The sequence below is a fragment of the Methyloversatilis sp. XJ19-49 genome (assembly GCF_024580145.1).
GTDB lineage: Bacteria > Pseudomonadota > Gammaproteobacteria > Burkholderiales > Rhodocyclaceae > Methyloversatilis.
In genome coordinates, this window is the sequence record NZ_JANINI010000011.1 from 1 (window position 1) to 12,551 (window position 12,551).

General features: G+C 63.6%; 11 protein-coding genes and 1 other RNA gene. 1 reads left to right on the plus strand and 11 read right to left on the minus strand.

The window, feature by feature from the left end:
- The 8 genes from dnaX to pedF all read right to left on the minus strand — a co-directional run.
- Positions 1–1,160, minus strand: a 1,160-nt coding sequence (gene dnaX / locus NMQ16_RS13515; protein ID WP_257081305.1) for a DNA polymerase III subunit gamma/tau, incomplete at its 3' end; no start/stop codon positions are given.
- 62 nt (positions 1,161–1,222) lie between these two features.
- Positions 1,223–1,321, minus strand: an RNA gene (ffs, locus tag NMQ16_RS13520) — signal recognition particle sRNA small type.
- A gap of 50 nt (positions 1,322–1,371) precedes the next feature.
- Entirely contained in the window at positions 1,372–1,674 is a 303-nt protein-coding gene (locus NMQ16_RS13525; RefSeq protein ID WP_257081307.1) for a hypothetical protein, read from the minus strand.
- A gap of 2 nt (positions 1,675–1,676) precedes the next feature.
- A complete protein-coding gene (locus NMQ16_RS13530; protein WP_257081308.1) occupies positions 1,677–1,931 on the minus strand; it encodes a MoaD/ThiS family protein in 255 nt (84 codons plus the stop codon).
- Positions 1,932–1,933: 2 nt separating this feature from the next.
- A complete protein-coding gene (locus NMQ16_RS13535; RefSeq protein WP_257081309.1) occupies positions 1,934–3,205 on the minus strand; it encodes an NAD(P)/FAD-dependent oxidoreductase in 1,272 nt (423 codons plus the stop codon).
- 63 nt (positions 3,206–3,268) lie between these two features.
- Positions 3,269–5,116 carry an aldehyde ferredoxin oxidoreductase family protein gene (locus NMQ16_RS13540; protein ID WP_257081311.1) on the minus strand — a complete coding sequence of 616 codons (1,848 nt, stop codon included), beginning with the start codon at positions 5,114–5,116 and terminating at the stop codon, positions 3,269–3,271.
- A gap of 20 nt (positions 5,117–5,136) precedes the next feature.
- A complete protein-coding gene (locus NMQ16_RS13545; RefSeq protein WP_069037847.1) occupies positions 5,137–5,607 on the minus strand; it encodes a 4Fe-4S dicluster domain-containing protein in 471 nt (156 codons plus the stop codon).
- Positions 5,608–5,830: 223 nt separating this feature from the next.
- Positions 5,831–6,271 (minus strand): cytochrome c-550 PedF, encoded by a 441-nt coding sequence (gene pedF, locus NMQ16_RS13550; RefSeq protein WP_257081313.1) that lies wholly within the window; start codon positions 6,269–6,271, stop codon positions 5,831–5,833.
- 440 nt (positions 6,272–6,711) lie between these two features.
- On the opposite strand from pedF, the gene NMQ16_RS13555 reads away from it, so the two are divergent.
- Entirely contained in the window at positions 6,712–8,679 is a 1,968-nt protein-coding gene (locus tag NMQ16_RS13555; protein WP_257081314.1) for a sigma-54-dependent Fis family transcriptional regulator, read from the plus strand.
- 150 nt (positions 8,680–8,829) lie between these two features.
- Here NMQ16_RS13555 and NMQ16_RS13560 read toward each other — a convergent pair whose 3' ends face one another.
- The 3 genes from NMQ16_RS13560 to NMQ16_RS13570 form a co-directional block, all read right to left on the minus strand.
- A complete protein-coding gene (locus NMQ16_RS13560; RefSeq protein ID WP_306441832.1) occupies positions 8,830–10,584 on the minus strand; it encodes a PQQ-dependent methanol/ethanol family dehydrogenase in 1,755 nt (584 codons plus the stop codon).
- 149 nt (positions 10,585–10,733) lie between these two features.
- Entirely contained in the window at positions 10,734–11,705 is a 972-nt protein-coding gene (locus tag NMQ16_RS13565) for a quinoprotein relay system zinc metallohydrolase 1 (RefSeq protein WP_257081316.1), read from the minus strand.
- Positions 11,702–12,451 (minus strand): quinoprotein dehydrogenase-associated SoxYZ-like carrier, encoded by a 750-nt coding sequence (locus tag NMQ16_RS13570; RefSeq protein ID WP_257081317.1) that lies wholly within the window; start codon positions 12,449–12,451, stop codon positions 11,702–11,704. The genes NMQ16_RS13565 and NMQ16_RS13570 overlap by 4 nt, the downstream gene beginning before the upstream one ends.
- Between the last annotated feature and the right edge of the window lie 100 nt (positions 12,452–12,551).

The window sequence follows — 12,551 nt, forward strand, 5'->3', positions numbered from 1 at the left end:
GCGCTGGCGCGGGCCACGCGCGGTGGCGCCTGCAGCGCGGCACTCTGCCCGCGCGGTGTGGCCGCCAGCGGCGGCGGCGTGTCGGGACGGAACGCCAGCAGGCGCAGCAAGGTCATCGAAAAGCCGGTCACCTCGTCGGGCGCCATCGGCAGATCATTGCAGCCCTGCACGACGATCTGGTAGGCCAGCTGTACCGATTCGGCATCCATTGCCGCGACATAGGGCGCGAGACGCAGGCGCTCGACGTCGTCGGTGATGGCGTCGGGTACGCGCTGCGCCATCGCAACTCGGTGCAGCAGCACAGCCAGTTCGCGCAACGCCTGATCGAAATCGACGCTGCGCGCGCGCATCTGTTCGGTCAGCGCCATCAGCGCGGCGCCGTCGCCGGCGATGAGCGCATCGAGCACGAGGTAGAGGTGTTCGTCGCCGACGGTGCCCAGCATGTCGAGCACGTCCTGCTCGATCAGCCGGCCGGCACCGTGGGCGATCGCCTGGTCGAGCAACGACAGCGCGTCGCGCATCGATCCTGCAGCGCCCTTGGAAATCGGCCGCAATGCCGCCGGCTCGTACTCGACCTGTTCGGCATCGAGCACTGCGGACAGGTGACGCACGATGGCGTCCGGCTGCATCTGCTTCAGATTGAATTGCAGGCAGCGGCTCAGCACCGTGACCGGAATCTTCTGCGGATCGGTCGTCGCAAGGATGAATTTCACGTGTTCGGGCGGCTCTTCAAGCGTCTTCAGCATCGCGTTGAAGGCGTGGCCGGTCAGCATGTGGACTTCGTCGATCATGTAGACCTTGTAGCGGCCGCGCGCCGGGGCGTAAGCCGCCTTTTCGAGCAGGGCCGCCATATCGTCGACGCTGCGGTTGGACGCAGCATCCATCTCGACGTAGTCCACGAAGCGCCCGGCGTCGATTTCGGTACAGGCTGCACAGACCCCGCACGGCTTCGCCGTGATGCCGGTGTCGCAGTTCAGGCTCTTGGCGAGGATGCGGGCGATCGTCGTCTTGCCCACGCCGCGGGTGCCTGTGAACAGATAGGCGTGATGCAGGCGTTGCTGTTCCAGGGCATGGGTCAGTGCGCGCACGACGTGGTCCTGACCGATCAGCGTGTCGAAGCTGCGGGGACGCCACTTGCGCGCTAGAACCTGATAACTCATCGGAACGCTGGCGGGAGGGGAAGGATGGAAACCCGGGAGACGGATCCAGCAAAAAAAGGAGGGGTGGCGAGCCTGACCCCCGGCACTCATGGTGAGCAGCTGTGGCTGCTTCCTTCCGGACCTGACCAGATTCACCGCGCCACGATGCGGGGAGACCCGCCACGCCGAATGATACCCCGAGCCGCCCGGCTTGGGCGACACCGGCGGCAAATTAGCCGCCGCCGCGCTGGAAGTGGCGGTCGAAGCGCGCCATGAAATCCTGCATCACGGCGCCGTCACGGGACGGAAACTCGATCTGCACGCGCAGTCTTGGAAGGCTGAGCAGGCCGATGTTCAGCGCAGGCAGTTCCTCGGCCGTCAGTTGCCAGGTCTTGCCGCTGACCTGCTCGCCACGATGCACCAGCGGCAGTCCGACCGCGCCGGGCAGCATGTCGAAGAATTCGGCGCGACCGATGCTCATGACGCGCTCGACGCGCCCCGATTCCAGTTCGGCCGGCTTCAGCGGAAACGCCATGCTCACCCGCCGGCCACCGGCGGCCAGATGGCCAGTACGTCATTCTCGACCAGCGGATGCGCTTCGCGGCTGGCTGGCGGAATGTAGTGACCATTCACCAGCACCAGATGAACCAGCCGCTTGGGCAGCTGATGGCGATCGATCAGGTCGCCGACGGTGGTGCCGTCGGCGACCTCCATCGGCCACTCGTTGGTGCGCTTCGCCTCGTCCGGCAGATGATCCGACAGCGAGGCATAGAGCTTCAGCGTCACCCGCATCGTCAGTGCGCAACCCCGGCGAGCGGTGCAGCGCTCTGCGCCTGGGCGCTAGACAGATAGGCTTCCATGACGCGCAGCGGGTCCTGCATCAGGCGTTCCTTCCAGGTGCCGAGCGGCGTGCGCGTCTGGATCAGGCCGCGCAGCACACCGACGTGGTCGGTCAGGCCGATCGAAGTCGCGCCGACGAGCACATCGTCCTTGAACTGCAGGCTGATGTAGCGGAAGCGCTTGTCGTCGATCATTTCGACCGCATCGCCACCGTCGGCGCCCCACCACTGGCCGAACGACGCGGAGATCAGACCCAGCGTGTCGAGTACGTTGATCGCCATGGTGCCCTGCGATTGCGTGCTGCGGCCGGCCATGTTCATGGCCGCGATGCGGCCCTGATCGACCGCGTTCGGCTGAATGGCGTTGACCAGGCGTTCGCCGGTCGAGAAATCGATCGCTTCCGCCACGTCCCCCGCCGCGAACACGCCCGGCACATTGGTTTCGCATCGTTCGTCGATCAGGATGCCGGTCGAGCAGGCGACGCCGCTGCCTTCCAGAAAGGCGACATTGGGCTTGACGCCGGCGGCCGCGATGATCAGGTCGGCCACCACTTCCTTGCCGTCACCGAGCGTGGCGACCAGGGCATCGCCGTCCTGGCGGATTGCAGTGACGCGCGCCTTCGTATGGACGGTCACGCCCTTCTGTTCGACCCAGCGCGCGATCATGCTGCCCGCCTTGGAGGTCATCATGCGCGGCACCATGCGGTCGCCCATTTCGACGATGTCGAGCTTCACGCCGCGCGAGGCCAGCGCCTCCATGATGATGCAGCCGATGAAGCCGGCGCCGATCTGCAGCACGCGCGCACCCTTCTTGGCCTTGGCGGCGATGTGGCGCGCATCTTCAAGCGTCCAGCAACTGTGAACATTGGGCGAATCAATGCCCGGTACGGGCAGGCGCAGCGGGTGCGAACCGGTGCAGATCAGCAACCTGTCATACGGAAGTGCCGTGCCGTCCTCGAGATGTACCGTGCGGCTGGCGGTGTCGAGCGACTTCGCGCGCCCGAGCACCTCCCGAATTCGCAGCGACTCGAAATGGCCGTCGGTCTTGCGCAGCCAGGTGCCCTTCTCTTCGATGTTGCCGACCAGCAGGTAGGGAATGGCCATGCGCGAATACGGCCGCTCAGGTTCATCGCCGATCATGACGATGTCGGCCGACGCATCCGCGCGGCGCAGGGCCTCTGCAGCCACCACGCCGGCCGGGCCGTTGCCGATGATCACGTGTTTCATGTTTGTTCCTGTCGAAATGCGCCGCGCCCCGAAGGGCGCGGCGAGTTCAGGGGTAAAACCCGATCACAGACCCAGGCGGGCGACGGTTTCCGCGGTCGGGCGACCTTCCGTGTCCCAGCCGCGCAGGTCGTAATATTCGGGAATCATCTTGTCGATGCCCGACACCAGGCCCTTGGCCGGACCGACCTTGGCCGCTTCCGTCTTCAGGCGCGCCGGCAGATCATCGTCCTTGCGCGTGAAACCGGCCGCGTTGTTGAACTGACGCTCCATGTTCCAGATGCGCTCGCCCATCAGGTCAAGTTTTTCCATCGACCAGTCGCCTTCGCACGCCGCCTGCAACTGCGGCTGGATGTCCGAAAGCGCCCACGCAAAGGTCGTGAAGACGCACAGGCCGGTCGAATCGACCACCGCCGTGGCGTCCTGGAACGCCTTGACCAGTGCCGGCTTGCCTTCGGTCGTCAGCGGATCTGTCTTGACCGGAATACCCAGCACTTCGGACGAAATCGTGTACGAACGCAGGTGGCAGGCACCGCGGTTCGAAGTTGCGTAGGTCAGGCCCATGCCCTGCACCGCGCGCGCGTCGTAGGCCGGAAATTCCTGGCCCTTGACCGACATCGACAGTTCCGGATGACCGTATTTCTCGCAAAGCCGCTTTGAACCGAGACCGATGATCTTCCCGAAGCCTTCGCCACGTGCGGTGATTTCAGTCAGGAAAGTCAGCGCCTTGCCGGAACCGAAAGGCGCTTCGATGCCGATCTCTTCCTTCGTCAGCACGCCCATTTCATACAGTTCCATCACCGCGCCGATGGTCGCGCCGAAGGAAATCGGATCGAAACCGTCTTCGTTGCAGAGCATGGTCGCGTACTGCAGCGCATCGAGATCATCGACGCCATTGGCACAGCCCAGCGCCCACGCGGCTTCGTATTCCAGACCACCGGATGCGCCCCAGTACTTCGGGCTGTTGACCACGGTGTAGTGCGTGGCGTCGATCTTGGAGATGCGGCCACAGGCGATGGTGCAGCCGAAACAGGCCTGGTTGTTCACCAGTTGCGCCTTGCCATCGCTTTCGCGCGGCTCGTGCATCGCTTCGGCCGAAATCTTGCGCGCGCCCTCGAACTGGACGTCCTTGTGATTGCGCGTCGGCATGGCGCCGATTTCGTTGATCACATTCATCAGCACCTGCGTGCCGTAGGTCGGCAACCCCTGACCGGTGACAGCGTTTTCCTTGAGGATCTTCTTCTTCTCGAAGGTGACCTTCATGAATTCCTTCGGGTTGGCAATGTTGCCGACGCCGAGCGTGCCGCGCACCGCGATCGCCTTCAGGTTCTTCGAACCGGCGACGGCGCCGACGCCTGAGCGGCCGGCGGCACGATGCAGGTCATTGACGATGGCGGCGTACAGCACACCGTTCTCGCCCGTGCGGCCGATGCACGACACGCGGATCTGCGGGTCCTGGTGTTCCGACTTGATCTGGCCTTCGGTTTCCCACACGGTCTTGCCCCACAGATGGGAGGCATCGCGCAATTCGACCTTGTCGTTCTCGATCGACAGATAGACCGGGCTTGAAGCACGGCCCTCGATGATCACCATGTCCCAGCCGGCGAACTTCAGTTCGGCGCCGAAGTAGCCGCCGGAGTTCGAACAGGCGATGGCGCCTGTCAGCGGGCCCTTGGTGACGACCGAATAGCGGCCACCGGTGGAGGCCATCGTGCCGGTCAGCGGGCCGGTCGCCCAGATGATCTTGTTGTCCGGCGACAGCGGATCAACCTTCGGATCGATTTCCGACGCCAGGTATTTCGTCGCCAGTCCGCGTTGACCCAGATAGTCGTGCGCCCACTCCATGTTGAGCGGCTCGCTCGCACAGGTGCGATCGGTCAGATTTACGCGGAGGATTTTACGTGTCCATGCCATGTCAGTATCCCTTTCGGTGGTCAGGCAGACGGGTTGCCGAGCTTGTCGGCCCACTGGCGCATGCGCTCCAGCCCGGTCCAGTTGGCATCGACATAGGTGATGGCACCGGTCGGACAGGCTTCGGCACAGGCCGGGTCGCCACCGCACAGATCGCACTTCTGGACCTTGCCGGTTTCGGCGACGTAATTCACGGTGCCGAACGGACAGGCGATCGTGCACACCTTGCAACCCACACAGACATCCTCGAGCACGACCTTGGCGCCATTGGTCTTGTCGAGCTTGATCGCCTCGACCGGACAGGCGTGCATGCACCAGGCTTCGTCACACTGGGTACAGGTGTAAGGCACCTTCGCGCCGGTGTGGTGGAACTCGAATACCTTGATGCGCGACAGCGAGTTGTTGAAGACCCCGTAGTTCTCGAATGAACAGGCCATTTCGCACTGCAGGCAGCTGGTGCATTTCAAGGGGTCGATGTGTAGTGATTTCTGCATGTTCAGTCGCTCCTCCACATTCTGGGCGAATCTTTGTGTGGTTCGACGCACGGGTGCGCCGGCTATGAAAACCGCTTCATATTTTAGCGCCCGGATTTTCCCCGCGGGGAGCCTTTCGGCGGGTCAACACGGGGATTGAGTGCGGCGGGTGTGTTGAAGGCGTCCAGATGTCCAGAATCTGGACATCTGGACAGTTGCGACGCAGAAAGCGCCGCGTTCACGCTTACGGTTCGTAGCGCGTATCGAGATAGCTGCGGATGGCCCACATGGCTTCCTGCGCCATCGTGCCTTCGAATGGCGGCATGTAGACAGCGCCGTTGCGCACGCGTCCGCGGCGGACCGTGTTGATGAAATAATCATCGGTTTCGGCGTCGAGCGGCAGCATCCGGAGATCCGGTGCGATACCGCCGCTGATGGCTTCCAGTCCGTGGCAGCGCGCGCAGTTCTGGTTGTAGGCCGAAGTACCGACACGGATGGCTTCCTTGTCGCCACGATACGGGTTTTCCTTCATCCATTCCGCGCCGAGCGGCTTCAGCGCGCTGACGTCGACCGCCTGCGGCACCACGTCGCCGTGTGCCTCGACGCGCATCGTGGTCGCCGCGCCCAACGCCATCAACGCGGTACAGGCCAGCGTTGCCTTCAAAATCCGGTTACCTGCTTTCATCACTCCTCCGTAAATATCCGTTACTGCAACACAATATGCGACCCCAGCGAGTTAGCAGGATGCGTGCCACGTTAAACTCGATCGCTTGCCGAGCGGCGACATCCAAGTGCCGCAGCGAAAACAACGCGTGGCGCGACAGGTGCGCTTACAGCCGGTCGCCATGATGCCCCAGGAGCGTGGGTGAGCGTACGCCCCGGGTCTGTTCGTATTTGTTTCCTACATCACGCCGCGTCGCAGGGCAAGGCGCACTGCCTGCCCTGCGGGTTGACCCCGGGAGCGTGACGCACGAATCAAATGCGAACAGACCCTAGGTGCGGCGATGCTTCAGGCCTTACTATCTCGCATGAACAGTTTGCAGGGCACTATCAGTCGCCCGACGCGTCACACGCCAGAGCCGGCATCACCGGCCGTCGCGCGTGGTTCAAGGTTCGGAGGAGAGCATGGATTTGACAACGCCTGAAGGCGTGCGCAGTGCGCAGGCCCACGAAATCATGCGCAGCGCGGGCGAAGTGCCCGCCGGGGTGCTGCCGACCCTGATCGAAACGTCGTGGAGTCGCTGCATCGATCGCGGCCTCGACGCAGACAGTTGCAGCAAGGAGGTTGAGCGTGCGCGCCGCGATGTCCTGCTGACCGAGCGTGAGCGCAACGAATCTCTGCTGAAGCATGCAGCACCGGTCATGAACGGTCTGTACGCGCAAATCGCCCGCTCCGGCAGCATGATCGTGCTGACCAACGCGTCCGGCTTCATCATTCATTCGGTCGGCGACCAGAGCTTTCTCGACCGCGCATCGAAAGTGGCCCTGTCGCCGGGCGTCGAGTGGTCGGAAGAAAGCAAGGGCACCAACGCAATCGGCACCGCGCTGGTCGAACAGGCACCGGTATCGGTGCATGGCTCGCAGCACTTCTTTTCCGCCAATCACTTTCTGAGCTGCTCGGCGTCTCCGATCTTCGATCCGTGCAGCCGCATGCTCGGCGTGCTCGACGTGACCGGCGATTCGCGTACGCCGTCTCACCACAGTCTGGCGCTGATCAACCTGGCTGTTCAGACGATAGAGAACCAGCTTTTTGCGCACGCATTTCCGGAAGGCTTTCTGCTGCAGTGCCATGTCCAGCACGAACTGATCGGCACCGTATTCGAAGCGCTGCTTGCGTTCGACCAGGAGGGCCGCGTGCTGTCTGCCAACCGCAGCGCCTGCCGGCTGATCGGCCGCAGCCATGCGGAACTGATGAACCACAGCTTTTCGTCGATGTTCGACAAGTCGCTGAGCGCGCTGTACGACCCGCTGATGCGCGGCACGGACATCATCGAACTGCGCCTTTTCGGTGGCCGAACACTGTTCGGCCGGCCGCGGCCGGGCGTACTGGCACGCCCGCCGGCCCGAGTGTTCAGCATGGATGTCTCGCGCCCTGACGCATTGACAGGGACTTCGCTGCGGCAGCCGGCCGACTCCGACCGCGGCCTGGAACGCCTGAGCACCGGTGACGCGCAGATGAACGCCGTCGTTGAAAAGGTGAAGCGCGTGCTCGGCCGCGACATTCCGGTGCTGATCCAGGGTGAGACCGGTACCGGCAAGGAACTGCTGGCGCGCGCCATCCACGATGAAGGCCCGCGTCGCGACCGCAATTTTGTGGCGGTCAACTGCGCGGCGATTCCGGATGGTCTGATCGAATCGGAACTGTTTGGCTACGAAGACGGTGCGTTCACCGGCGCCCGGCGCAAGGGCTACGCCGGCCGCATCATGCAGGCCGACGGCGGCACGCTGTTCCTGGACGAAATCGGCGACATGCCGCTCGCGCTGCAGGCACGCCTGCTGCGCGTGCTGCAGGAACGCAATGTAGTGCCGCTGGGCAGCGGCCGCGCCACACCGGTCGACCTGTCCATCATCTGCGCCACCCACCGAAAGCTGCGCGATCTGGTCGCCCAGGGCATGTTCCGCGCTGACCTTTACTACCGGCTCAACGGTCTGACCGTGATGTTGCCGCCACTGCGCGAACGCAGTGACCTGCGCGCGCTGGTGCAGCGCATTCTTGACAGTGAATCGTCGATTCCGCGCGGCCTGAGCATCGACGACGAAGTGCTCGAGCTGTTCGAACGCCACCCGTGGCCGGGCAACATGCGCCAGCTGGCCAACCTGCTGCGCACGGCAGGCGTCATGGCGGCGGACGATGGCGTGATCGGCAGGCCTCATCTGCCGGACGACTTCATCGACGAACTGGATCATCAGCCTGCAGGCAGTGCGATGGCACCCGAAGGCGCGGCCGGAACCGGTGCACCGTGCGATCTGGATAGCCTGACGCTGCGCGCAATCCGCGAATCGCTGTCGCGCAACGACGGCAACGTCGCGGCGACGGCGCGCGAACTCGGCATCAGCCGCACCACGCTCTACCGCAAGCTCAAGGAAGGCTGACGGGCAAACTGACAGGCAAAAAAAAGCCGGCCTTGTGAGCCGGCTAAAGAGCCATGTCCTGCTGAAGAGCTGCCGTGCCTGAAAACACTGAAACAGACACGGCACAGGAACCAATGCAAGCGTTGTGCCCGCATTGGTCCATTCTGCGAATTACTTGTGCAGCTTGAACACCCACATCGAACCACCCTGGTTCAGGTAGTTCACCTTCTTGGCGACATCACCACCCCACAGCGGCACTGCGCCGCCCCAGCCGGTCGCGACGGCGACGAACTGTTCGCCATCCTGTTCCCACGTGATCGGGGGAGCGACGATGCCGGTACCCGTCTGGAAGGACCACACTTCCTTGCCGGTCTTCGCATCGGCCGCCTTCAGGAAGCCTTCAGGCGTGCCCCAGAAAACCAGGCCGCCCTTGGTGGTCATCGCACCGCCCCACAGCGGAGCATTGTTGGTGACTTCCCAGACGATCTTGCCGGTCTTCGGATCCACGGCGCGCAGCGCGCCGATGTACTTGTCCTCGATCGTCTTGATCGTGAAGCCGGCACCCAGGTAAGCCGCACCCTTCTTGTAGGTGATCGGTTCGTTCCAGATTTCCATGCCCCACTCGTTGGCCGGCACGTAGAACAGGCCGGTATCCGGGCTGTAGGCCATTGGCATCTGGTTCTTGCCACCCAGGAAGGACGGTGCCGAGAAGACGGATTCGCCCTTCTTGCCGTCAGCGCCCTTGGCCGGGTCGCCGGGGCGGTTGGCCGGATCGAAGATCGGCCTGCCGTTGGAGTCGAGGCCCTTGGCCCAGGTAATCTTGTTCACGAACGGGAAACCGCGCTCGAACTTGCCGGTGTTGGCATCCAGCACATAGAAGAAGCCGTTGCGGTCGGCCTTGCCACCCATGCGCTTGCCGTTCATGTCGAAGGTCACGAATTCGTTCGAACCGTCGTAGTCCCAGCCATCGTTGGGCGTGTTCTGGAAGTGCCATTTGATCTGACCGGTGGCCACATCAATGGCAACGGTCGAGCACGAGTACAGATTGTCACCAGGGCGCAGATGGCTGTTCCACGGTGCCGGATTGCCGGTACCGAAGTAGGCCAGACCGGTCTTGGCGTCGTAGCTGCCGCCCATCCAGGTCGAGGCACCGCCGGTCTTCCACAGGTCGCCGGACCAGGTCGCGTTGGTCGTTCCGCTGATGCCGTTTTCGACCTTCTTGCCTGCAGCGTCGTACTTGTAACCCATGTGACCTTCGACGGTCGGGCGCGACCAGACCATCTTGCCGGTCTTCGGATCACGCGCCTCGACGCGGCCGACGACGCCGAATTCTCCGCCGGACAAGCCGGTCAGCAGCAAACCCTTGGCGATGATCGGGGCAGCCGTGCTCGAGTAACCTGACTGGTAGTCGTCGATCTTTTCCTTCCACACGACCTTGCCGGTGTTCTGGTCGAGCGCAACCAGCTGGGCGTCAAGCGTGCTGAAGATGACCAGATTGTCGTACACCGCTGCGCCGCGATTCACCACATCACAGCAAGGCATGATGCCGTCCGGCAGGCGATGTTCGTATTGCCACAGCTTGGCGCCGGTCTTGGCGTCCAGTGCATAGAGGCGGGAGTACGAACCGGTCACGAACATCTTGCCGTCGACGATAAGCGGCTGCGATTCCTGACCGCGCTGCTTTTCACCACCGAAAGAGAAAGACCAGGCCGGAACGAGGTTCTTGACGTTCTGGACGTTGATCTTGTCGAGCGGACTGTAACGCTGACCTTCCGTGCCCATGCCCCACGACAGCACGCTGCCGGTGGTCTTCGAATCGTTTTCGATATCGCTGTCGGTCACACCGGCCATGACCTGCGGTGCGGCGAGCGCAGCGAAGGCTGACAACAGGACGCTGGACAGCGTCGTGGTACGCAAACCTTTCATACTTCCTCCTCAGTGGTGAGTTTCTCTCTTGATTGCCGGGATGCATTCCCTTGATCGGCCAGCAGCGATCGCAAGAAGCGGGCCAAGTACAAACAGGGGGGGAAATACGGTCGCGCCGCCTTGCGAGCGGCGCGAAACAGGTCAGGTGTTCATTTTTGTTTCAATCGGGAGGGTGCCGCAGTGTTCAGCGTCTGCTGTTCGTAGCGGCTGTACAGATGCGTGACCGAACGTTCGAACTCGCTGCGCGCAAGCGGCATCTGCGCGAAACGTTCAGGCAACGGGAGCACCATCACTTCGGCCATGTCCATGCCGCTCGCGGCCGCACTCTTCAGCGTGCCGTCGAGCCAGTCGAGCCAGTCGCGCGTCTGGAGGACGCCACGGCGGTCGTCATGTACCGGCCCATGACCCGGCAGTGTGCGCTTCACCGGGAGTGTGGCCAGCGTGTCGAGCGCGGCGCGCCAGTGGGTGATCGAGGCGTGCGGCGTGGTCGGTGCCCGGTCGAGGAAGACAAGGTCACCGGCGTACAGCACGCCGGTGGTGCGATCAAAAATCGCCAGATCGCCTCCGGTATGACCTTCCAGCGCGATCAGTTCGAATTCATGGCCGCCTATCGTCAGCCGCCCCGCCTGCGCCGCCTGATCCGCAACCGTGACCTCGGTGCCGGCCAGCCAGTCACCTGCCATGCGGTACATGTTGTCGGCGAACGCCCCGCCCTGCTCCCGCATGCCCGCCTGCGCAGCCGGCAGGGCCGCCGTGGGTATGCCGGCGAATGACTGATTGCCGAGGAAGTGGTCGGGGTGCTGGTGGGTGTTGAACACCCGGATGACCGGACGGTCCGTCACGCGGGCGATGGCCGCCCGCATCTGTTCGCCGTAGCGACGCGACGGACCGGTGTCGATCACCACAACACCCTCGGTTGTCAGGACAAACGCGGTATTGACGATGTTGCCACCATTATCTCGAGTGATGTCTTCGGTCTTGCCGACAAAAGCCCAGCTGTTGTCGGCGATCTTCTGCGGCACGAGGCCGTAGTCGAAACGGTCAGCGACAGTCCTGTCGGCCGCCTGCGCGAGCAGCGCTCCTCCGGCCAGCAAAAGGGCGAGCAGGAACCGCCCGATCATGGCTGCACCATCGCGTCGATGCGGTTGCCGTTGTTGTCGCGACCGACCACACGCAGCGCCGCCTTGCCGGTATCCGGCAGATCAAACGAAAACACCGGGTTTTCGCTCAACGGCTCGAAGGTTTCCATGCGCAGCATCGCCTCGCCGCTGGCGTCCTCGACCGCCAGCTGTTCGATGTAGAAGGCCGGAATGCCGGGCGCGAGGCCGGTATCCATAGGATGCATGATGCGCAGCCGCACACGCTGGTTCTGCCCGTCGTGGAAGACGCGCGCCTGCACCTGGTTCAGCGTGCTGGCCCAGTCCGGCGCGCTGCGACCGGTGCTGGGTGCCGTGCAGCCGCCGCCTGCGGCGTCGACCCACACGCCGCCGGCATACCACTTGCCGTCGCCGGTCTGCACCAGCGCGCGGATCGGGCTGGCCTGCTGCAGCTTGATGCGGAAGGACAGACCGGGTTGCGCCAGCAGGGGCTGGTAGTCGAGCACCTTGACGATGGGGTTGAAGTCCGCAACGACCAGCACGCGCTTCACATCGGGCAGGTTCCGGAACTTGATCGTGACCGGCACATTCATCGAATCCTCGGCCACCTTGGGTGCCAGCACTTCGACCCGCGCGTCGAAGGTGACCGGCGAAGTGCCGACATATTCGCGCTGCAGGTCGGGCCAGCGCGACGACCCGAGCGGGTCGGCTGCGCCCACGGTTGCACACAGCCCCAGCGCCAGTCCGAGGGTCATCAATAACTGCTTCATCGGGCTCCACTCCTCATTTTCGATCTTCGGGTCACTGCTTTGTCCCATTCCGGCAAGCAAGACGAGGGCCATCGGCCGTATCGGGTGTCCGGCGCTCGAG

Coding starts and splice junctions, on each gene's coding strand:
- NMQ16_RS13530 (WP_257081308.1), bottom strand. CDS start 1,931: ATGCGGGTGACGCTGAAGCTCTATGCCTCGCTGTCGGATCATCTGCCG.
- NMQ16_RS13535 (WP_257081309.1), bottom strand. CDS start 3,205: ATGAAACACGTGATCATCGGCAACGGCCCGGCCGGCGTGGTGGCTGCA.
- NMQ16_RS13560 (WP_306441832.1), bottom strand. CDS start 10,584: ATGAAAGGTTTGCGTACCACGACGCTGTCCAGCGTCCTGTTGTCAGCC.
- NMQ16_RS13565 (WP_257081316.1), bottom strand. CDS start 11,705: ATGATCGGGCGGTTCCTGCTCGCCCTTTTGCTGGCCGGAGGAGCGCTG.
- NMQ16_RS13525 (WP_257081307.1), bottom strand. CDS start 1,674: ATGGCGTTTCCGCTGAAGCCGGCCGAACTGGAATCGGGGCGCGTCGAG.
- NMQ16_RS13570 (WP_257081317.1), bottom strand. CDS start 12,451: ATGAAGCAGTTATTGATGACCCTCGGACTGGCGCTGGGGCTGTGTGCA.
- NMQ16_RS13540 (WP_257081311.1), bottom strand. CDS start 5,116: ATGGCATGGACACGTAAAATCCTCCGCGTAAATCTGACCGATCGCACC.
- pedF (WP_257081313.1), bottom strand. CDS start 6,271: ATGAAAGCAGGTAACCGGATTTTGAAGGCAACGCTGGCCTGTACCGCG.
- NMQ16_RS13545 (WP_069037847.1), bottom strand. CDS start 5,607: ATGCAGAAATCACTACACATCGACCCCTTGAAATGCACCAGCTGCCTG.
- NMQ16_RS13555 (WP_257081314.1), top strand. CDS start 6,712: ATGGATTTGACAACGCCTGAAGGCGTGCGCAGTGCGCAGGCCCACGAA.